Raw genomic sequence first — 21,612 nt, forward strand, 5'->3', positions numbered from 1 at the left:
GTTCAAAAATATACAATTTATCAAAAGTGATGTAGACAAACAATAAAAAAGTGGGTAATATGTATATATAATAAGCTCGACAGGCAAAAAGTATGTACAATATGCTACATAATTAAAGCAAGAAATATAAAATAGGGAGGAATGTTGTCGATGAAACAGTTCAGCTATGTTATTAAGGATGAAATCGGTCTGCATGCACGTCCTGCGGGACTGCTCGCCAAGGAAGCGAAAAAGTATCAGAGTACAGTGACACTTTCCTGTAAGGGGAAATCAGCTGCAGCAAGCAAGCTGATGGCGATCATGGGAATGGGCGTGAAGCACGGAGACAACGTGGAAGTTACGGTAGAAGGAGCGGATGAAGATACCGCCGCAGCAGAGCTTCAGAAGTTTTTCCGCGAGAACCTCTAGGAGAAGACCTGCGCAACGGAGTTTGGAAGGTAGAAAATGGAAAAATATATTGGAAAATCCGTATATAAGGGAACAGCGATCGGACCTGTCAGTGTTCTGAAGAAAAAGGACAGCCTCGTTAAGAGGATCCATATCGACAACACAGCGGAAGAACTGAAACGGCTGGATGCGGCTAAGGAACGTACGATGACGCAGCTGGGGCAGTTATACGAGAAGGCGCTGCAGGAGGTCGGAGAAGTCAATGCAGCCATTTTCGAGGTGCATCAGATGATGCTCGAGGATGACGATTATCAGGATGCCATTCACAGCATGATTCAGAACGAAGAAGTGAATGCAGAGTATGCGGTGGCAGTGACCGGTGATAATTTTGCAGAGATGTTCGCCAACATGGATGATGAATATATGCAGGCCCGCTCTGCGGATGTCAGGGATATCTCCAACCGGCTCGTCCGCAATCTGTCCGGGGAGGAGCAGATTGACTGGAGTACCATGGAGCCGTCGATCATTGTGGCAGATGATCTGACACCCAGTGAGACGGTACAGATGGATAAGAGTAAGATCCTGGCCTTTGTCACAGTACATGGCTCAACGAATTCCCATACTGCGATCCTGGCACGTATGATGAATATTCCGGCACTGATAGGGGTACCATTGGAACTGGAGAAAATCCATAACGGAACCCGTGCTATTGTGGACGGCAGGGAAGCGGTATTTTACCTGGATCCGGAGGAAGAGCAGCTCCGGCAGGCAGAAGCGGCACAGCAGACAGAGCAGAGACAGAGAAGCCTGCTGGCAGATTACAAGGGACGGGAATCCGTGACAAAGAGCGGACGCAAGGTCAATGTATATGCAAATATCGGCAGCGTATCAGATGTGGCATATGTACTGGAGAATGATGCGGAGGGTATCGGCCTGTTCCGCAGTGAATTCTTATATCTCGGAAGGGATTCTCTTCCGGATGAGACAGAACAGTTCAATGCTTACCGTCAGGTGCTGCAGATGATGGCAGGGAAAAAGGTCATCATCCGTACCCTTGATATCGGCGCGGACAAAAATGTAGATTACCTCGGACTGGGCAAGGAAGATAATCCTGCCATGGGATACCGCGCGATCCGAATCTGCCTGGAGCAGCCGGAGATCTTTAAGACCCAGCTGAGAGCACTTCTCAGGGCGGCAAAATACGGAACACTGGCCATTATGTATCCGATGATCATTTCCGTGGAGGAAGTGCTGGATATTCAGAAAATTGTGGCTGAGGTGGCTAAGGAGCTGGAGCAAGAAAAGCTTCCTTACGCAATTCCGGAACAGGGAATTATGATCGAGACGCCTGCAGCTGTCATGATGAGTGAAGAACTGGCGGAGCATGTTGATTTCTTCAGTATCGGCACGAATGATCTGACACAGTATACGCTGGCTATCGACAGGCAGAACAACAGACTGGACAGATTCTATAATCCACATCATGAGGCAGTCCTGCGTATGATACAGATGACTGTTGACGGAGCGCATAAGCATGGAAAATGGGTCGGCATCTGTGGAGAACTGGGAGCGGATACGACACTGACCACACGATTTGTACAGATGGGAATTGATGAGCTCAGTGTGGCACCGTCCATGGTACTGAACGTCCGTAGTAAAATATGTGAAATGGAGTGAGAGATTCATGAGAATATACAAAGCAAAAGATTATGCAGATATGAGCAGAAAGGCTGCAAATATTGTATCGGCACAGGTTATCATGAAACCGAACTGTGTTCTCGGACTGGCTACGGGATCTACTCCCATCGGCCTGTACAAACAGCTGGTGGAATGGTTCCGCAAGGGAGACCTGGACTTTTCTGAGGTTATGACGGTGAACCTGGATGAATATAAGGGGCTGAGCCGGGAAAACGATCAGAGTTATTATTATTTTATGCACCAGAATCTGTTTGACCATGTGAATATCCCGGTGGAAAATACACATCTGCCTAACGGAATGGAGCCGGATTCGGAGAAAGAATGCCGTAGATATACGGAATTGATCCAGTCGCTGGGCGGTGTGGACCTGCAGCTGTTGGGAATCGGACATAACGGGCACATCGGCTTCAACGAACCGGGAGAGAGTTTTGACAAGCAGGTACATTGCGTGAACCTGACAGAGTCTACGATCGAAGCCAACAAGCGATTCTTCGCATCAGCGGAGGATGTTCCGAAGCAGGCATATACCATGGGGATCAAGACCATTATGCAGGCGAAGAAAATATTGATCGTAGCCAGCGGCGAAGACAAGGCGGAGATCGTACAGAAAGCTTTCTTCGGCCCCATTACACCGCAGGTGCCGGCATCGGTATTACAGCTTCATAATGATGTAACGCTGGTGGCAGACGAAGCAGCACTCAGTAAGCTTTCTGAATAAGAAAGGGGAAGCTGATAGGTCATGAGAATCAGAAATGCAAATATATATACAGAAGAGCATCGGTTTGTCAGAGGGGATGCAGCCGTGGAGAACGGCAGGTTCGTAAGCTGTACCGGGGATCCGGCGGGTGAGGAAGCTGTTGTGGATGCCAAAGGCATGTATCTGATACCGGGACTGGTGGATATTCATTTCCATGGATGTAAGGGCGCGGATATGTGTGACGGTACGAAGGAAGCACTGGATGTCATCACATCATATGAAGCCTCTGTCGGTGTGACAAGTGTCTGCCCGGCTACCATGACGATACCTAAGGATGAACTGCTGGAGGTCATGAAAAATGCCGGCAGCTATGAGTATTCCGGTGGATCCCACCTGGTGGGCATCAATATGGAAGGACCTTTTATCAGTCCGGCGAAAAAGGGTGCTCAGGCTGCAGAAAATATCATGCACTGCGATTATGAATATTTCAGCCGGCTGCAGAAAGCGGCGAAAGGGCTGATCAAGCTGGTAGATATCGCACCGGAGGAGCCGGGAGCGATGGAATTTATCGACAGAGCCAAAGGAGAAGTGGTCATTTCACTGGCGCATACAGCTTCCGGTTATGATACAGCAAGGGAAGCCATTGAACATGGAGCATCGCATGCGACACATTTATATAATGCAATGCCGCCGCTGAACCACAGGGAGCCCGGCGTGATCGGAGCAGTGAGAGATTCAGAGAAATGTCATCCGGAGCTGATCTGTGATGGTGTACACATTCATCCGTCAGTGATCCGTGCAACATTTGCGATGTTTGGTGCTGACCGCATGATCCTGATCAGTGACAGTATGCGTGCAACGGGCCTGGAGGATGGTGAATATACTCTGGGAGGACAGCCGGTTACCGTCAGAGGCAATCTGGCTACCCTGCATGACGGTACAATCGCCGGATCGGCGACGAATCTGATGGATTGTATGCGGTTTGTAGTAAAAACGGTCGGTCTGCCGTTAGAGACGGCAGTGATGTGTGCCACGGAGAATCCGGCGAAGGAGATCGGCATTTTCAATGAAGTGGGCAGTATATCCGTTGGTAAGAGGGCAGATTTCGTACTCCTGGATCAGGAACTGAACATTGCAGCGGTATATATCGACGGAAAGGAGTTCACATGTTAGATTTTTTGAAAGGTAAACGAAAAGGGAATTGTATCGGATCTCCCTGTAAGGGGAAGGCAGTTGCTCTTACGGAGGTACCGGATCCTACATTTTCCGAGAAGATATTGGGAGACGGATTTGCAGTGATCCCCTCTGAGGGGAAAATATATGCTCCCGCAGACGGAGAGGTGACCGTGGTATTTGATACGCTTCATGCGATCACCATGACAACGGATCAGGGAGCGGAGCTTCTGATCCACATCGGACTGGATACCGTGACACTCAAGGGAGCCCCCTTCACGGCACATGTTGCTGCCGGAGACCATGTCAAAAAGGGTGATCTTCTGCTGGATGCGGATCTGGAGAAGATTCAGGAAGCCGGACTGCATATCATCACTCCGATCCTGGTCTGCAATACCGATGAATATAATAAGATCAGTATTCTGAAAGAGGGAGAGGTATCTCCCGGCGAGGACGTGCTCCAGATCTCTTAAGAGCGGTACGTCCGTATCAACTAATGAAACTGGCCGGAACTGTTCCGGTTTAGTATAATGTAAAGGAGGAGAAATGTATGAAGTTTCTTCAAAAACTGGGTAAAGCGTTAATGCTTCCCGTAGCGGTTCTGCCGATCTGCGGTATCCTCATGGGTATTGGTTACTGGTTGTGCCCGGCAACGATGCAGGGTGGTGAGATCCAGGGTGTAGCAAATCTGATCGGTCTGTTCCTCGTAAAAGCAGGTGGTGCTTTGATCGACAATATGGCGATCCTGTTCGCAATTGGTGTAGGTGTCGGCATGTCAGAGAAAAATGACGGTACCGGAGGCATCGCAGCTCTGGCTTCCTGGCTGATGCTCACAACACTTCTGTCTACCGGATTTGTTACGACCATTATGCCCTCCATCGCTGAGGATGCTACCAAGACACTGGCATTCAATAAGATTGCGAATCCTTTTATCGGTATTATTGCCGGTATTATCGGTTCCATGTGCTACAACAAGTTCAAGGATACCAAGCTTCCTGACTGGCTGTCCTTCTTCAGTGGCAAGCGCTGTGTAGCTATCATAGCAGGTGTAGTATCTATTCTGGCATCTGTTGTACTGCTGTTCGTATGGCCTTTACTGTTCGGCGGTCTGGTAGCTCTCGGTGAAGCTATCGTAGGTCTGGATGTAGTCGGCGCAGGTATTTATGCTTTCCTGAATCGTCTGCTGATCCCTACCGGATTACATCACGCACTGAACAACGTATTCTGGTTCGATACCATTGGACTTGGAGATCTGCAGCACTTCTGGAAAGGTGAGACAAGCGCTGATGTATCCTGGAGCCTTGGAATGTATATGTCCGGCTTCTTCCCTTGTATGATGTTTGGTATCCCCGGTGCAGCTCTGGCAATGGTAAAATGTGCAAAGCCCGCCAAGAAAAAGGCAGCGATCGGTCTGGTAGCTTCCGCAGCAATCTGTTCCTTCATCTGCGGCGTTACCGAGCCCTTTGAGTTTGCATTCATGTTCTTAGCTCCCGGACTGTATGTGATCTACGCAGCACTGTACGGCATCTTCACCATGATCACTGTAGCTCTTGGCTTCCGTGCAGGCTTCAGCTTCTCCGCAGGTGCGATGGATCTGCTGTTCTCATCCTCCCTGCCTGCAGCAGCCAGAATCTGGCTGATCATCCCTCTGGGTATCGCAGCATTTGCTGTATTCTACTTCGTATTCCTCTTCGCTATCAAGAAATGGGATCTGAAGACCCCCGGTAGAGAAGATGATGATGTAGAAGCAGAGAAGAAGATCGAGCTGGCAAATGATGATTTCGCAGCAATCGCAGCAACCATTCTGGAAGGCTGCGGCGGCAAGGACAACATTGCAAGCATTGACAACTGCATCACAAGACTGAGACTGGAAGTAAAAGACATTACCGCAGTGAATGATAAGGTGATCAAATCTGCAGGTGTAGCCGGTGTCATGAAACCCGGTAAGACCTCCGTTCAGGTAATCATCGGACCTAAGGTTCAGTTCGTAGCAGATGCATTTTCCAAGCTTTGCGAATAACAAAGCACTGATAAAACTGAATATATGACCGGAAGAAAGACCTGCCTGGGAAGACCACGCGGGTCTTTCTTATATATGATGTCGGGGTCAAAAGCCCCCGACTTTGATGCCTACGGATTGTTCCGTGCTATGCACTCTCACAATCCTACCCTCTATTCGCATATCGTGGGATTATCATCCCACTTTTATGCTCATATCGGGGCGGGTCATAAGGTCTTTCACCCACTTATGAGCAAGCTCATGTGGGCTTAGACCTTTTGACCCTGGCATCATATATATTTAATAATTACTTTATTGACATTTACTTTGGAAATGATAAAATCATGACGGAGAAAATCAGTGGGCCTGATGCCTGCGGAATGTATTGTAATGTAATGGAGAGAAAAGTCATGAAAAAATCAAAAGGAAAGAAGGGAAACGGGGGATTTTCATTAGTAGAGCTGATCATTGTAATAGCTATCATGGCAGTGCTGGTGGGAGTACTGGCACCGCAGTATCTGTCTTATATACATAAGGCAAAGGTGGCGGCAGATCAGGCGAATCTGAAGAATTATTATACGGAGATTCAGCTGGATTATGCTTCTACAGGAGTGTATAATCCGCAGGTGCCGCTGGTGGATAATATTGGAGAAGGCGGTTATGAACTCAGAGAGATTCACTTTTTAAGTGGGCAGACTGTGAAGCTGAAGGCAGGATACTATGCTGTGACAGAAAACACCAGGGGTCAGGGAGGTTACAATATATGCTATTATTGTGATCTGTGCACAGCTGCTGATGCGGATGAACAGACAAAGCAAAAGCATCTGGATACTTGTGTCATTACATTTCTGTGATGGCGGCTGATAGGAATATGTTATTTTTCCAGACATAACCCAATATTATCAGAAATGCAGCAGATGTATCCATGTTTCGCGGCGTAGGTGGCTGCTTGTCTGCGGATGGCAGGAACCGTTGCGTATTCCAGAGTATAAGCGGTACAGCCGTGTGACATAGCAAAATCTAAATAATCAGTATAGTATTCACGTGTACTTTTATCGTTTATGGTATAGGTATCATTTGAAAAATCGTACGCAGTAAAAACGTTCTCCTGGTTTACCCCATCGATGAGAACGTTTTTTTCAGCTGTAAGATATTTTTTTACAAAACAGTCCCCACCGTTGATCATGATCTTTCTGCCTGTATGGTTCATATAGTCCAGAATTGTAAGGATTCCGTCATAGATGGATTCCTGCGGATAGTTATAGTATACATCCGTGTTATCGACAAAAAAGCCGTCCACACCTTTCTGTACAAGGGAGTCTGCTCTGGAAGCTGTATACGCCTGCCATTCCGGAGCCGAGACATCGATCCATTTTTCCTCCGGCCAGTTCTCATAAGCGCCCAGTGTATATTTCTCAAAGTCTGTATCATAGGACCGGAAGCTCTCGATCGATCCGATATTGATATAGGAGTAGATTTCACGGACACCATTTTCTCTTAAACGGGCAATGTCATTTTGGGAAAAATATTCCGCATCTATGACAAGCAGATCAATGTCAGAAAGTTTTTCTGTGATTTCAGAATCTTCACCGATCAGGACAACGTATTTTCCTGTACTATCGGAGATGCTGGCAGAGCAGGCACTGAGCAGGGCTGTAGATAATATCAGAACGAGAACACATATTATTCTTATGAATAGCTTCGTTTTACTCAATTAACGGTACCTCCTTTTTCCCTTGATCCGCTTCAATATTTGTATCCAGATAATTATACTATAGATGGCTCTACATTTCATTTATTTTTGTTAACTATTCAGAGCCATACAAAATACTGCATTCAGGCAGATAATGTCGAAAAAAATATCTGTAAAAATATTAAAAAGAGCGAAAAATTTTGAAAAATGTGGTATAATTTTTTATGCAAATATAAGATGATACCGGGACAAAAAGCCCCCGGATTTGATGCGTTCAGCGGTTAAGACAACCGGGAAGGTAGGAAGTTATATGAAGATTCAGGATTTTTGTGACATGGACAAATTTGAGCAAATCATGAAGAACTGGGCAAGCAGTACAGGACTGGCAACCGTGGCTGTGGGTGCAGACGGAAAATACATCAGTGACTGTTATAATTTTACGGAGTTCTGTATTGATCTGACGAGAGGAAGCGCAGAGGGGAAAAAGCGCTGCGAGCAGTGTGACAGAGAAGGCCATGGTGTGTATCCCTGCCATGCGGGACTTGTGGATTTCGGTATTCCGATCACACTGGAGGATGGAACTGTGCTGGGCAGTATTATCGGAGGACAGGTGCTGCCGGAGAATCCGGATGAGGAGAAGTTCCGTCAGACAGCAAGAGAACTTGGCATTGATGAGGATAAATATATCAAGGCCTTGAAAAAGGTAAATGTAAAGACAAGGGAGCAGATCGACGCTTCGGCAAATCTGCTGGGAGATGTGATCAACATGTTCGTAAGAGCCAGCTACGTCAACAGGAAAAACGAGAATCTGGTAGGTGAGCTAAAGGGTGGCATTACGAAAGCTGCGGAACAGATCGAGGAAGCAACGGACAAGACCAAGGAAATCGATGGCTACAGCAAGAGACAGCAGATTCTGGCACTGAATGCTTCGATTGAGGCTGCAAGAGCCGGAGATCAGGGCAGGGGCTTTGCCGTGGTGGCAACGGAAGTACAGAAGTTAGCAAGAGATATGGCGACCTCCAGTGCGGACATTAAGAAGCTGTTGGGAGAGCTGCATGTTACGATCAACCATTTGAATCAATAGTAATTTAGGATAAAGTTTACAGGAAAACCGTTTTTCTGATCCACAAAGGCGCAGAAAGGCGGTTTTTTTGCACATTTTTGCATGTTTCCTTTTGGTGTGTATAAAAAAGTCGGAGAAGTTGTCCGATATTCTCAATAGAGGAACCAGGTAAACAAACGGATTTGGCATTTATTTTCAAGGAGGAAATAATTATGGCGGGAATCGGAGCAACCGGCAGCGTAGGTGCGTATGCTGCGCAGAGTGATTACAGCAAGAGTACGAAGACGAAGAAGCCTGAGGTATTCGGAACGCCGGATAAGACAGCCGGCACAACAGGTACGGGAAAGACGTCCGAAACGGCACAGACCAGGGGAAAGACTGAGGATTACGGCAGAACCATCGGTCAGCCGGAGCTGTCGGAGAAGGCTGCGAAATACTATGAGCAGCTGAAGAAGAGGTACGGAAATTATGATTTTATTCTGGTCAGCAGAGATCAGAAGGAGAATGCAAAAGCCAATGCTGCAAAATATGCCAATGGCTATAAGACGGTTGTTCTCATTGATGAGGACAAGATCGAACAGATGGCAACAGACGAGAAATTCCGCAAACAGTATGAGGGAATCCTGAGCGGTGCCGCTGCACAGATACAGCAGTTAAAGACCAGCCTGCAGAGTTCCGGTGCGCAGGTCAAGGGCTTTGGAATGCAGGTAAATGATGGAGGAACACTGTCATTTTTCGCTGTATTGAAGAAATCCAGCGCCGAGCAGAAGGCCCGGATCGAGAAAAAGGCTGAGCAGAAGAAAACAGAGAAAAAGGCTGCGGAGAAGAAGGCTGCTAAGAAAGAAAAGGAAGAACGGCTAAAAGACAAGAAGTCGGATAAGGTAGCAGACAGCAAGGAGGAAGCCGGCACAGAGGATACGGTAACGATCAGTGCTGGTTCCATAGAAGAACTGTTGTCTAAGATAGAAACCTACAATTTCAACACACGGAGTGACAGTGTGCAGACCGCAGACGAACGGCAGGTCGGCCAGAACTTTGACTTCAGAGGGTAAGGTGATGCTGTATGATTTCTATGGGGAAGTCCGGAGGTGTTTACGGGAGCGGCAATACCGGTTTGCCGCAGGCATTTTCCGGAGGAAAGAAGACGCAGAACAATCAGAAGAGTATCTTCGGAGCAAAAAATAAAAGTTCTGTTACCGATATTCGTAGAATGCTGTCCAGAAACAGTCAAAGTACGCAGACGCAGGCAGCGAACAGTTGGGGACAGGATTCCATCGTTACAAGTTCCCTGAGTTACAGTGAATCGCTGCGCAATCAGAGGCAGCAGACGAAGAACACGACGCTGGCGCTGAAGAAATTGAAGTACCAGTTCAAAAATATCTCGTCCAAGATACTGCGGAGCAAGACGTCCCAGGCGGCAAAGCAGGCAGCCGGACAGGCGAGAAGAGAGATCATGCGCCTGAAGCGTCAGAAGCAGAACAGTGACAGTGACAGCGACAGTGAAGAGATCGACGCAGCAATCGCTCATGCACAGGCTATGGAACGTGTGGCGAAGAAGAAAGCAAAACATCTCGAAGAAGAGGAAATGATGAAGGCTGCCGGCGGAATCTGCCAGGGAGACCGGATCAGTGAAGAAGAAACGAAGGATGCGCAGGACGCAGAATCTGAAAACGCGCGGAATGCGGAAGAAATGTCTGCGGAAAGTTCTGCGGATGAAATGTCAAGGGATCTCTCCGCATATGAGTATGCAGGCAATGAGGTGCATGCAGGGGATAGCTATGATATATCCGACTATATTGATCTTGGCATAGATGCATTCTATGCGCAGACGGGAGACTTTATGTCGGAAATGAGCGATTTCACTTCGGAGATGATGCAGGAAATGTCCGATAGCTTACGCGACTTGATGGAAGAGATGGGGCTGGATGGATTATCAGATAATGCGGTCTCTGTGAATAGGGAGATGGATCCCGCAGACCTCAAGATGATGAAGATCAAACACCGCAACAAAGAGATGAAAGACATCGTCAAGGCCGATGCGGAGTACCTGAAAGCAGTTTTCAACCACCTGGAGAAAATGAAAGACAACGTGGTCATTCCCACCGGGAATGCAGGAGCGGTTTCCTCCGGCATGACAGGGACTTCATTTTCCGCAGATGCTGTCGGCGTAGGTGTATCGGCGGCGCCTGTGCCGGTGATCAATATTACATTATAGGGTGGACATATAAGAAGAAATTTGACATCCCGGACACTGTGCTTGTGAGACAGACACAGTGTCCGGGATGGTTTTATATAAAAACATTTTTGATTTTCGTGAAAAACCACGTGAAAACATTTTTGATTTTCGTGAAAAACCACGTGAAAACATTTTTGATTTTCGTGAAAAACCACGTGAAAACATTTTTGGATTTCGTGAAAAACTATACAAAAACATTTTTGATTTTCGTGATTATTTCCGCCCGTATAGGATTCCCATGCCGGAGATCATCCAGGGAGCAGCGGCATATCCCGGGATAAAATCCAGTTTCTTCTCAAGATTGCCGATGTAGTGAATTTCTGTGATTCCTTCTTTTTTCAATTCTTCGACAAATTCTTCCATGTCACCGTAGAGTGCTTTCTGGGAGAACATGTCCTGAAAGGAGAAGGCACCGCCCTTTTTGACTATGCGCAGAGCTTCTCTGACCACATCCCGTTTATCCTTGGCGGAACGGACTTCGTGGAAGACAAAGTTGCTGACAGTGGCATCGAAGGTCTCATCCGGATCTTCCAGATGGGCGGCATCTCCTTTGTGGAAGGTGATCCGGTCGGCAACACCCTCCGCTTTCGCATTGGCTTCACATTGCTCTTTGGCATAGTTCCACTCGGCACCCCAGTAGTCCATACCGACGAGTTTTGCCTTGGGGAAAGCCTTGGCGCAGCGGATCGTCAGGGCAGCCGCACCACATCCGATGTCGAGCAGAGTGCCTTCGCCGTCCCATTCCAGATGATCTACGAGATGCTGATGGACTTTTGCCATCATGTTGCCTTTGCCGAAGGCAAACAATTCATGACAGATGTGCATGTAAATGCCATAGACCAGGCAAATCGCGGCAAGAATGCCCAGGATCCATGTCGGAATGGCAAGATGCAGCACCGGTCCGGTCACATAGGCGGCAATGCCGAGTACGGCAGCAGCGACATAGCACAGCGCCAACATTTTTTCAGGTACCCAGTTTCCGTAGTTCACGTTTTTGTTCATAACTAATCCTCCTACTTGTTTTCTGAATATAACAAAAGTTATATTTGTTATTTTTTATAAAAGAAAATGCCCACCGCATTAACGGTGAGCATCCTTCTCGCTCTTAAAATATGCAATTAAACCCTGCGTTCCGGCATCGGCGTGAATACCGATGGCTTTCGTCAGGAACAGGCGGTGTTCCATATCATAATCTCCTTTGATCAATTCCAGAAATCCGTGTAACCTCATGGATGTCAGAATCCGTAGTAATTCTTTATCGGGCACATAGCCTAGTTGTTTTTCATAATAGCCCTGAAAGGCCGTGAACATATTGTTGAAGACGACATCCCGGAAGGATTCGTATTTGCTGCCGGAGCATTTCTCCAGTACCAGTTCACATTCCTGCCTGTGCGCACAGATATATTCCATGATCTCACGTTCATTCTGCTCTGCGGTCTCAGGATGTTCCTGTTCTCTTTTGGTAATTTCATACATCATTTTCTGATATTCGGCAATCAGGGGATCCAGAATTGCCCCCAGCAGTGCCTCTTTATTTTCAAAAGAGAAATAAAAAGCCCCGGTAGTAACTCCGGCCCGTTTGCAGATATCCCGGAGGTTCGCCCCGGCGTAGCCTTTTTCCAGAAATTCTTCCCTGCCGCAGCGGATTAAGTTTTCTTCCGTGATTTTCTTACGATCTGTCTCCATAACAATTGTTATATTAGCATAGACTAACTCGAGGGTCAAGAAAAAATCTACAGGTAAAATATTTTTGATTTCCGCAAAAATCTCTACAAAAATGTTTTGGTTTATCGTTATTTTAAGATATAATAAAAATAGTAGCAGGAAAACTAAGATAGTGATATATAGCGGGGAAATGAATATGGACAAAGACCCATTTAAAGAATATCTGAGAGAATCCGAACCGAATAAAGCAACAAAAGGGTATGTGTGGAGCACGGCGGTTGGACTTCAGGCAGTAGATGGTCTGAAACCCTCGCAATATCTGATTGACACTGCAATTCAAAATATTGAAGGTAAGATCACGCTAAAAGAGGCACAGAGTCTTATAGAAAGCTATTACAATGAGAGACCTGTCCGTGTATCAGATAATGAACGCACGGAAGAAGCAGATAAAGTTTCCAGCCGTATTGCGGAGCTCCTTTCCGAAACGGCGTTTTCCTTTTCACCGAATGAGTATATAGCTATTCATCGTAAGCTTTTTCGTGGAATATATAAGCATGCCGGAAAAATAAGAGATTATAATATTACGAAGAAAGAATGGGTGCTTGATGGCGCAACGGTCGTTTATGGGAGTGCTTCAGAACTGCGTGCTACATTGGAATATGATTTTTCGCAGGAAAAGGATTTTAGTTATAAAGGACTTTCGATAGAAGAGAGCATTCATCATCTGGCTTTGTTTGTATCAAGGCTATGGCAAATTCACATTTTTGGTGAGGGAAACACAAGAACCACAGCGGTTTTTTTCATAAAATATTTGAGAACACTTGGTTTTTTTGCAACAAATGACATTTTTGCGGAAAATGCATGGTATTTCAGAAATGCACTTGTCAGGGCCAATTATACGAATTTACAAAAAGGAATTCATGAGACAACGGAATATTTGGAACTCTTCCTCAGAAATATGCTTTTAAATGAACACAACGAGCTGCACAATCGAAATATGCATATCAGTGGACTTTTAAAGGATACAAAAGTGGACATTGGAACTTCAAAAGTGGACATTGGAACTTCAAAAGTGGACATTGGAACTCAAAAAATGGACATTGAAACATCAAAAGTGGACATTGAAACAAGATTGGCTGAAAAAACGCTGAATTTTTCAACAAAAACAATTATGCATATCCGTGTATTATATGAAAAATTCGGAGATTGTCAGTTTTTTGGCAGAGGAGAGGTTATGGAATTGCTTGGGCTGAAAAGTTCAGGCGCTTCTAAAATAATATCCAATATGGTACAGGCTGATGTAATCGAACCGGTATCCGGGCATGGAAAAGGAAAATACAAATTCAAAGAGTTATAGAGTATATTGGATTTAAAGGCATCGGAACATCCGGTGCCTTTTTTTAAAATACAGGAACCTTTTTACCGTCCGGCGACTCATATAGTATGAAGCCGGCGAAGAGAAGGAGGTGTTACTTTGTCAGTTATGACAAAAGAGGAATTTGTGCGGGAAGTGCGGGGCTATACCCTGCATATGTACCGACTGGCATATTCTATTCTGAATAATAGTACGGATGCGGAGGACGCTGTCAGTGAAGCGGTGCTGCATGCCTATGAAAAATTAAGGACACTGCGGGATCCGGGCAGCTTTAAAAACTGGATCTTACAGATCACGGCAAATGAAGTGAAAAAGATTTATCGGCAAAATAAGCGGACCGGTGCGGTGGCATGGGAAGAGAATCTGTCCCCGGCATTTTATGACGAACACCATGAACTGTGGGATGCTGTCATGCAGCTGGATGGCGGATACCGGGATGTGATCGTACTGTTTTACTATGAACAGTGCACAATCCCGGAGATCAGCAGGATATTGGAATGCAGGCAGGGAACCGTAAAATCGAGATTGTACCGGGCGCGGATGGAGAGCATGAATCATGAAAAACTGGAAACATATTTTTCCGGGTTGCAGGATGCAGATGTTGCAGCGGATAGCTACAGCAGACCGCTTACGGACGGCGAAAAAACAGGCTGGAAGAACTGAGGCAGGCCTATCTGGAGGAAGGATATTTCCCCCAAAAGGAACTTGCCATGCTTGATAGTCCTGAAAAATACAAAAAGGGCGTGGCTTTCTATGCAGCGCGGAGTACATTTTTCCTGCCGGAAGAGGAAATGACGGAGGAGGAACTGTTGGAGCTGATCGATTTCCGTGAGAAGAGAGATTATAGTCTGGCGAAAATCACAGAAGAGATCGAGGCGGGCGACTATGAATATGTGAAGACGGAAGATAGTGCATTACCGGGTGATATGTCACAGGAGAGCGGATCGCAACAGACACAGGGCGCAGGAGAGGCAAGTGTAGTCCCGGGGGCAGATACGGCAGCACAAGAATGGCAGGTCGCCTATGAGGGAGAACTCAGTATCCGGTGTGCTGTGGCGGCAGAACAGGGGCTGTATGTCGGTGGGTTCACCATGGAAGGGAAAGCACGGGTGGAATATCTGGCTTACGGCAGCGGGACCCCGGAAAAGTTTTATGATGATTTCGATGAGGACGGCGAGGTGTATAGCCTGTGCATCGCACCGGACGGAAGTGTCTATGCGGCATTGCGCGGACTGGCATCTCCGGGAGCGGAACATGGCCGGCTGCCTGTGATCTACCATATCAGTCCGGAGGGAACGCTTCTGGACTGCTTTGCGGCCGGAGACCGGGAGTGGAATATTGTAGATAGTATGGCAACGGATGCACAGGGCAGGCTGTATACACGAATGAGAATGCAGGAGGATGGCGGCTATGTGCGGATCTACACGGCAGAGGGAGACCTCATCGGAACGATGGCGGATGATGGTGTGTATGCTGTGCAAGGTGCCGGAGCCCTGGGACAGGGAAAGGACGGAAAAGTCTATGCAGCAGCACTGGCAACGGAGAATGTGACAGCAGAGGATGACCCTGTGACATTAGTGTCAGTAGACCCGGAGAGGTTGTGTTTTCTACCGGTGCAGGGGGATGCAACGGAGAATGCGAAGGCTGTTCAAAGCACAGGGACGATCTACCAGTGGAATATGGTGGCAGCAGGTGTGAGTGATGGCTCCGATTTTATCCTGTGGGGATACAGCGGCGTTGATACCTACCGTTTGGAAGATGCGGAATTTACCAGAGCGCAGGAAGTCTGGGAGATGCCCTGCGGTACGGAAGGAACCTGCGCGGTAATCGTTCCGGATGGCCGGATACTCTATATCGGAGCCACAGGCGGTGTGCAGGGACAGACGGCAGCCGGCGTGGACATCTCCGGAAAAGACCCGGCGAAGACATATTTTTATTATGAACCGCTGAAGTAACAGAAAAAGCTATAATGAGATGGGTTGAGCGAGTGGAAAATGGGAAATTTCCACTCGCTCTATTGTGCCTATAATACGTTATCATGTATAATGAAAATAAGAATAAATGGCAACGAAAATGGTCACAAAGCAGTCGAAAGAAAACGAAGTATATATGAAAAAAACAACTTTAGAAGAAAAATTAGGATATAATCAAAAAGGAGCCAAAAAGGAGCTAAAAATGGAGCCGATAGAAAGATAGATATATTATATCAAATGGAAGAAAATCCAGAGGTAACGCAGGTTAAACTTATGGAGGGATTTGATCTTTCAAGAAAACAAATTCAAAGACTTATAAAAGACATGCGAGAAGAAGGTTTGGTTGAAAGACGTGGTTCTAATAGAAACGGGAAGTGGATTGCAAAGAAGTAAATAACAGGAGAGATTTTATTTGGCATGATGAGTGACGAAAGATGTATGAAGAAAATCAACGTAAAAGTGACGTTTTTTCTTAGCTTAATTGCGGTTGTGCTGTTGACGGCAGGTATCCTGTGCGGGCGTGAGGTCTGGCTGTATGAGCACCCGGAGATCCGGATTACCTTTAGCTGCGACAAGAGAGAAAATATATATCGCTCTTATCCTTTTTGCGTTATTCGTGGCAGATCTCATATCGGACAGGGATATGCGGTACGTTATGATGAGGAAATATAGCAGTTCCGGGATGCAACAGGGGAAGTGTTTCAATGGATTAACGAAAAGTATGATTCCCCATTATCCGTGTCATCGGATGTAACAATAGGTGAAGGAAAAACGGTGATCACTTTCTGGGGAACAGGGAAATCTATTGAGACCGGAGAGATGGAGGAAATCAACCGGGACTGCGTGCTGGAGTATGAACTGGACGCAGAGGTGTTACATTTGGAAGAAACACCGGAGCTGGTAGAAAACGTTTGGGATCCGAAAGAGAAGGGGCAGCAGGGACAGGCGGAGACGATTTATGATCCGGAAGCAGGTGTAACGGCGACTTTGCGGGATATTTCCAATGTGGGTGCTAATCTTATCATCAGACGTGAGGATGACGATGACGGGGCAGAGGTGATCTATGGAGAGGCTTATATTCTCCAACGGCAGGTAGACGGAGAGTGGCAGGATGCAGAGACGGTGCCGGATAATTATGGCTTTCCAATGGTGGGCTATAATGTCCCCGGTGGTGAGGAAGCCTCGATCTACTATAATTGGGAGTGGCTCTACGGAGCACTGGAACCGGGAGAATATCGAATGGTCTGGGATGTCTCAAGAAAAGACAGCGGTTCGGCAAGCGCACAGACATACCGGGAGCATATACGTTTTCGACTTTAGAGAGGGGAAAAGCTAATGAAGAAAAAAGTATTATGGATAATAGGGGTATGTATCATACTAATCAGTATATGGGGTATCAGGGAAATTTATTTGTACAACAATCCCGAAGTAATCATCACATATAGCAATGAAAACACAGAGGAATCACATCGCTCTCTTCCAGTCTATGCGATAAATCCAAAGTCAAGATTTGGGCAGGCAGCCCGCTACGACAAGGAGATGAAAGACTGGTGGGAAGCCACAAATGAAGTAAACCTATGGCTTCATAATGACTTGAAAGCACCCATGGATGTGTCATCCACAGTTGAAATTATGGATGGAACCGCGAAGATTACCTATCAGGGAACGGCAACTTCTTTAGAGAATGAAAATGTGGAGATATACAAAGAGGTGGTGATTGATTTTCCGGTGTCCGCGAATCTGGAAATTGAGAAAACAGAGTAAAATAGAGATGTCTGAAAGGTCCGAAAGGAAACGGGGGAGTGTGTATGAAGAAAATTAATGTAAAAGTAACGGTTTTTCTTAGTGTGATCGTATTGGCAGTGATAATCCTTTTACTGAATTTTATTGAATTCCGCAAGACGTTGGATTTTACGGCATCGGGAATACGGATGCTGAAGGAAAATGCGTCCGGAAAGCAGGAAGAGGTACAGGTAGATGTCAGTGGAACGTATTCTTATCGCGTATTGCCCTGGATTTATGCAAGTTCTTTTAACGGGAAGATATCCTTTGCAGGAGAGGGAGAGGAGCCACAGGATTATTTCTTTCTGTACGGGGGAAGAAAAGGCGTTTTCCAAAGTGGGAGAGGTGCCGGACAGATCCTGACGCCGGATATGAGCACGTGTGCAGCAATTTATGAGGCAGTGCAAGGTGTGGAAAAAGGGATGATTTCTGCCACCGCAAATTCGGCGGAAGAGAATCAGATATTCTATATTTTGTACCCGGCGACGACATTGGAAGAAGCGTATGAAATATCCGATGTATTGTATCCCGGAATGTTGGGAAAATAGATTTCTTGCTTGACAGACAGGTCGATAGAATGTAGACTATGCTTATAAAGTCTATATTCTATCGACTATCGATGGCTGGTGCAGCAGAGCGGAGGGGCTTATGGGTGAGAACATCTACAGAATATTTGACGTTGTATGGAAATTAAGTCTGGTAGGAGGATACTGCGTATTGCTGGTGCTCCTGGCCAGACTTTTGTTGAAAAAAGCCCCCAAATGGTGTTCTTATCTGCTGTGGGGAGTCGTATTTGTGCGCTTGTGCTGTCCGGTGTTGCCACGGACGGGGATCAGTCTGATTCCGGAGCGGCTGCTGGCGGTTGGAACGGAGACGATGTACGGACAGTCAGCAAACGGCTATGGTAATAATGGTGTGCTTCCAGATGTGGATCCTAACGGACAGAGCAGTTGGCAACAGGCAGGAAATTTGCATGCCGGGACGGCAGGAAATATGCCGGGAGCCGCAGGATTAGCGAACGAAAACAGAAATGTTGCGAATGCAATCGATAACGAAAGCGATGCGAATGCATTCGGAACAGACGGAGCCGATGGAAGCCAGGCAGCAGGTAATGCTGTAGATGGTGGCTGCTTAGCTGACAACCGGGACAATGCGGACGGGTCTTTGCAAATCACAGGAGCAGAAAACGGAAGCAGTGGTGCAGCCATGGAGGAATCGGTTACCGATACAAATGGCACAGCTGTCGCAAACACACTGTATCGCCCGGTAGGTTTCCGTGTCATTGCAATGGTATGGCTGTTTGGAATGGCAGGATTTATGGGGTATCATGCCTTTTCCTACCTGCGTATGCGTAACCGGCTTCACAGACCTGACGGCGGTGTCAGACAGGTGGAACCGGGGATCTGCGAAATCGACGGTGGGCATCTGTCCTTTGTCATGGGACTGGTGCATCCGGTGATCTATCTGTCTTCGGGCTTAGATCCCGAGAGCAGAAACGTTGTGCTGTGCCACGAGAGAGTGCATTTGCAGCGCAGGGATTATCTCTTCAAACCGGCAGCTCTGCTGATCTGCTGTGTGCACTGGTTTAACCCGTTGGTGTGGCTGGCATTTTATCTGATGAATATGGACTGTGAGATGTCCTGCGATGAAAAAGTTGTGAAGCTTCTCGGCGAGGAGAGCAAGAAGATATATTCCTATACATTGCTGGAAGAGGTTTCCGGTGGGGAATGGAAACGCTATCGGGGCGGTTCCATCTGTGCCTTGCTTTCTTTTGGTGAAGATCATGTGAAGAACAGGATCCGCCATGTACTGGATTATCGCAAGCCGCCGTTCTGGGTCATGATTGGCGCGGCAGCAGTGATCGTGGTACTGGCGGTGTGTCTGTGCAGCAATCCCGGTGGAAGTGGGAACGGGGCAGGCACGGCGGATCGTGCAGATACAGACGACAGCGCAGGAGCAGAAATGGATGTAGACAGCAATGCGGAGACGAGTGGAAATATTGCGCAGTTTCCGGACAGCATCAAGACACCGGAAGATTTTGCAAAGGTAACGATTCATAGCAGAGAAGATTTTGCCGCTGTTTTTGATGTGGAAGAAATCGAAGAAAAGCATTCCTTTGCAGCGGATCAAGTGGCTTATGATCTGCTGGTTCGTGAAAACAATACGAATGCCGCGTATGCGATATTCAAAGCACTGGCGGAGGAACCTGCATCCGAGACTTATAGAAAATATACAGATCCGGTAACGGCAGCGGTGTCACTGTTGCACCTGGGTGATGGAAGCGGAGCCGTGACCGAGACGCTGTATCCGGCAGGGCGGCAATATCCTTATTATCGGGAGGACTCTGACCGGCCGGGAGAAGGCTCTGTGGTGAATGTACATTATACTTTTGCGGATGGATCTGCTGTAGATATTCCCATGGTCATGGCGGAGGAGATGACGCAGCTGTGGCTCTTATCCTTTGGAGATCCGGGCAGTGCGGAGGACTCGGGATATGGTCCGCTCACCGGTGATATCTGTACCAGAATGGTCTATGGGGAGTACGAACTCCGACAACCGGACAGAGCGGTCTACTGGGGCTGGATGGACTGGTATCCTGTGGATGCCGGCAGTTATTCGACTTATTATCCCCATGTACAGATTTCAAATTACGGGATCTATACCATGAGTGAACTTTGGGGAACGTCCGGCAGTGTATTTCGCTGCATTCAAGCGGAACGCATCATGGCAACGGGCTGGTATGACGTTACCTGTGAGCGGGGCGCATATGACACATCGGATGCCTATACACAGCTGCAAAAAGATCTGCCGGATGTGACGGAATGGAGCGGCGGCAAGGTCTATTATCTGACAGATCCCGATGAGGCGCATCTTATGACGGATGAGTGGATGCCGAGGGTACTTCGGGAGTTTGACATGAGTACCCATACTGTCACCAATACGGTTCTGCCGGTGAATTTGCAGCTCAACAGCGGCACGACGCTTCATGTTCATGACGGATATTATGACATTTACAATAGTAATCCATCCATAAGTATGCGGTTTGCACTTAGCGGGGCGGATAGCCAGCACATCGAAAGAGCAGACATTCTGGCCTATCCGGGTGTGGTATTTGATGTATCGGAGCGGACAGAAACTGAGACATCGGCGCAGCTGGATCTGGATGGCGATGGTGTGCCGGAGAAGATTTCTCTGCATCCTGCGGAGCCGGTAACGGGATATTCTTTCGAGGAATATAAGATTTGTGTAAATTTGGGACTGGGTCAGATGAATTGCTATGACCTGCGGGATGCAGTGTTGGAGATAGACGGACAGACGATTGAGATTCCGGACAGCACGGGAAATATGAGCAATTCGATCTTCGCTTTCAGCCCGGATGGGGAACAGCTCCTGATCGCATTGTACGATGACGGAGAAAGCGCAGATCCATTGACACGAATCTACCACTATGAAGACGGAAAACCGGTGGAAACAGACCGGCTCGCACAGGATCTGCGAAAGGCATGGATACAGGATGGACAGATGGTTATCACTGAACCCTATTTTGCGGTGCAGAATGATTACATCCAGAAAATCTATCAGGTAACATCGAACGGAAGACTTCGGGAAGTGCCACAGGAGGAATATGTATTAAGTGCCTGGGAGGAAGTGGAATTGCGGCAGGATATAACGCTCTACCGTACACCGGACGGGGATGAGACCTTTGTGCTGCCCAAAGGAAGCAAGGTACGCATGACAAAGCTGGATGCAACACAGGACTGGATCTGCATCGAGATTACGGATGGTGTGAAGGGATGGTTTCGGTTACAGGATGGTAAGGATTACAGTGATTATTTCAGTGGCTTGTATTTTGCCGGGTAAAGTGTGAAAA

The 21,612-nt window shown here is 47.2% G+C and carries 23 protein-coding genes; 20 read left to right on the forward strand and 3 right to left on the reverse strand.

The window, feature by feature from the left end:
• Window positions 1–150 precede the first annotated feature (150 nt).
• The 7 genes from DW835_RS14250 to DW835_RS14280 all read left to right on the forward strand — a co-directional run bounded on the left by DW835_RS14250 (window position 151) and on the right by DW835_RS14280 (window position 6,808).
• The gene (locus DW835_RS14250; protein ID WP_118538796.1) at window positions 151–408 is read left to right on the forward strand and encodes an HPr family phosphocarrier protein; all 258 of its coding nucleotides are present in this window, start codon (window positions 151–153) and stop codon (window positions 406–408) included.
• A 36-nt stretch (window positions 409–444) separates the two neighbouring features.
• Window positions 445–2,064: a phosphoenolpyruvate--protein phosphotransferase gene (gene ptsP / locus DW835_RS14255; protein WP_118731327.1), complete on the forward strand. Its 1,620-nt coding sequence runs from the start codon at window positions 445–447 to the stop codon at window positions 2,062–2,064.
• Window positions 2,065–2,071: 7 nt separating this feature from the next.
• Window positions 2,072–2,803 carry a glucosamine-6-phosphate deaminase gene (gene nagB / locus DW835_RS14260; RefSeq protein ID WP_117466638.1) on the forward strand — a complete coding sequence of 244 codons (732 nt, stop codon included), beginning with the start codon at window positions 2,072–2,074 and terminating at the stop codon, window positions 2,801–2,803.
• Window positions 2,804–2,824: 21 nt separating this feature from the next.
• Window positions 2,825–3,955 carry an N-acetylglucosamine-6-phosphate deacetylase gene (gene nagA, locus DW835_RS14265; RefSeq protein ID WP_118731328.1) on the forward strand — a complete coding sequence of 377 codons (1,131 nt, stop codon included), beginning with the start codon at window positions 2,825–2,827 and terminating at the stop codon, window positions 3,953–3,955.
• The gene (locus DW835_RS14270; RefSeq protein WP_118731329.1) at window positions 3,949–4,428 is read left to right on the forward strand and encodes a PTS glucose transporter subunit IIA; all 480 of its coding nucleotides are present in this window, start codon (window positions 3,949–3,951) and stop codon (window positions 4,426–4,428) included. The genes nagA and DW835_RS14270 overlap by 7 nt, the downstream gene beginning before the upstream one ends.
• Before the next feature lie 77 nt (window positions 4,429–4,505).
• Entirely contained in the window at window positions 4,506–5,975 is a 1,470-nt protein-coding gene (locus tag DW835_RS14275; RefSeq protein ID WP_118669431.1) for a PTS transporter subunit EIIC, read from the forward strand.
• Between the two features lie 323 nt (window positions 5,976–6,298).
• Entirely contained in the window at window positions 6,299–6,808 is a 510-nt protein-coding gene (locus DW835_RS14280) for a prepilin-type N-terminal cleavage/methylation domain-containing protein (protein WP_243037197.1), read from the forward strand.
• A 20-nt stretch (window positions 6,809–6,828) separates the two neighbouring features.
• On the opposite strand, the gene DW835_RS14285 is transcribed toward DW835_RS14280, so the two are convergent.
• Window positions 6,829–7,668 (reverse strand): endo alpha-1,4 polygalactosaminidase, encoded by an 840-nt coding sequence (locus DW835_RS14285; RefSeq protein ID WP_118731330.1) that lies wholly within the window; start codon window positions 7,666–7,668, stop codon window positions 6,829–6,831.
• Window positions 7,669–7,957: 289 nt separating this feature from the next.
• On the opposite strand from DW835_RS14285, the gene DW835_RS18645 reads away from it, so the two are divergent.
• The 3 genes from DW835_RS18645 (at window position 7,958) to DW835_RS14300 (ending at window position 10,925) form a co-directional block, all read left to right on the forward strand.
• On the forward strand, window positions 7,958–8,731 hold the full coding sequence (locus DW835_RS18645; RefSeq protein WP_118669433.1) for a PocR ligand-binding domain-containing protein: 774 nt from the start codon (window positions 7,958–7,960) through the stop codon (window positions 8,729–8,731).
• Between the two features lie 191 nt (window positions 8,732–8,922).
• Complete coding sequence (locus DW835_RS14295; protein ID WP_118669434.1) at window positions 8,923–9,762, forward strand: DUF6033 family protein; 840 nt, start codon at window positions 8,923–8,925, stop codon at window positions 9,760–9,762.
• 11 nt (window positions 9,763–9,773) lie between these two features.
• Window positions 9,774–10,925, forward strand: coding sequence for a hypothetical protein (locus tag DW835_RS14300; RefSeq protein ID WP_118669435.1), 1,152 nt, complete (start codon window positions 9,774–9,776; stop codon window positions 10,923–10,925).
• 234 nt (window positions 10,926–11,159) lie between these two features.
• Here the strand turns inward: DW835_RS14300 and DW835_RS14305 are convergent, their stop codons facing one another.
• Window positions 11,160–11,948 (reverse strand): class I SAM-dependent methyltransferase, encoded by a 789-nt coding sequence (locus tag DW835_RS14305; RefSeq protein ID WP_022312346.1) that lies wholly within the window; start codon window positions 11,946–11,948, stop codon window positions 11,160–11,162.
• Window positions 11,949–12,026: 78 nt separating this feature from the next.
• Entirely contained in the window at window positions 12,027–12,632 is a 606-nt protein-coding gene (locus DW835_RS14310; RefSeq protein ID WP_118538812.1) for a TetR/AcrR family transcriptional regulator, read from the reverse strand.
• Window positions 12,633–12,723: 91 nt separating this feature from the next.
• On the opposite strand from DW835_RS14310, the gene DW835_RS14315 reads away from it, so the two are divergent.
• The 10 genes from DW835_RS14315 to DW835_RS14355 all read left to right on the forward strand — a co-directional run bounded on the left by DW835_RS14315 (window position 12,724) and on the right by DW835_RS14355 (window position 21,602).
• Window positions 12,724–13,968, forward strand: a complete 1,245-nt coding sequence (locus DW835_RS14315) for a Fic family protein (RefSeq protein WP_347559385.1) — start codon at window positions 12,724–12,726, stop codon at window positions 13,966–13,968.
• Between the two features lie 126 nt (window positions 13,969–14,094).
• Window positions 14,095–14,649 (forward strand): sigma-70 family RNA polymerase sigma factor, encoded by a 555-nt coding sequence (locus DW835_RS14320; protein WP_118731331.1) that lies wholly within the window; start codon window positions 14,095–14,097, stop codon window positions 14,647–14,649.
• Between the two features lie 47 nt (window positions 14,650–14,696).
• The gene (locus DW835_RS14325) at window positions 14,697–15,941 is read left to right on the forward strand and encodes a hypothetical protein (protein ID WP_118538816.1); all 1,245 of its coding nucleotides are present in this window, start codon (window positions 14,697–14,699) and stop codon (window positions 15,939–15,941) included.
• A gap of 106 nt (window positions 15,942–16,047) precedes the next feature.
• On the forward strand, window positions 16,048–16,182 hold the full coding sequence (locus DW835_RS18650; protein ID WP_262593662.1) for a hypothetical protein: 135 nt from the start codon (window positions 16,048–16,050) through the stop codon (window positions 16,180–16,182).
• Between the two features lie 14 nt (window positions 16,183–16,196).
• On the forward strand, window positions 16,197–16,352 hold the full coding sequence (locus DW835_RS14330; protein WP_118538818.1) for a helix-turn-helix domain-containing protein: 156 nt from the start codon (window positions 16,197–16,199) through the stop codon (window positions 16,350–16,352).
• 24 nt (window positions 16,353–16,376) lie between these two features.
• Window positions 16,377–16,631, forward strand: a complete 255-nt coding sequence (locus DW835_RS14335) for a hypothetical protein (RefSeq protein ID WP_118538820.1) — start codon at window positions 16,377–16,379, stop codon at window positions 16,629–16,631.
• Between the two features lie 24 nt (window positions 16,632–16,655).
• Complete coding sequence (locus tag DW835_RS14340) at window positions 16,656–17,279, forward strand: immunoglobulin-like domain-containing protein (RefSeq protein WP_145985581.1); 624 nt, start codon at window positions 16,656–16,658, stop codon at window positions 17,277–17,279.
• Window positions 17,280–17,294: 15 nt separating this feature from the next.
• Window positions 17,295–17,723: a hypothetical protein gene (locus tag DW835_RS14345; RefSeq protein WP_118538824.1), complete on the forward strand. Its 429-nt coding sequence runs from the start codon at window positions 17,295–17,297 to the stop codon at window positions 17,721–17,723.
• Between the two features lie 44 nt (window positions 17,724–17,767).
• Complete coding sequence (locus DW835_RS14350) at window positions 17,768–18,289, forward strand: hypothetical protein (RefSeq protein ID WP_118538826.1); 522 nt, start codon at window positions 17,768–17,770, stop codon at window positions 18,287–18,289.
• Window positions 18,290–18,389: 100 nt separating this feature from the next.
• Window positions 18,390–21,602 (forward strand): M56 family metallopeptidase, encoded by a 3,213-nt coding sequence (locus DW835_RS14355; RefSeq protein ID WP_118669436.1) that lies wholly within the window; start codon window positions 18,390–18,392, stop codon window positions 21,600–21,602.
• The last annotated feature ends 10 nt before the right edge of the window (window positions 21,603–21,612 follow it).

The sequence above is a fragment of the Clostridium sp. AM34-9AC genome (genome assembly GCF_003480225.1).
GTDB classification, from domain to species: domain Bacteria; phylum Bacillota; class Clostridia; order Lachnospirales; family Lachnospiraceae; genus Acetatifactor; species Acetatifactor acetigignens.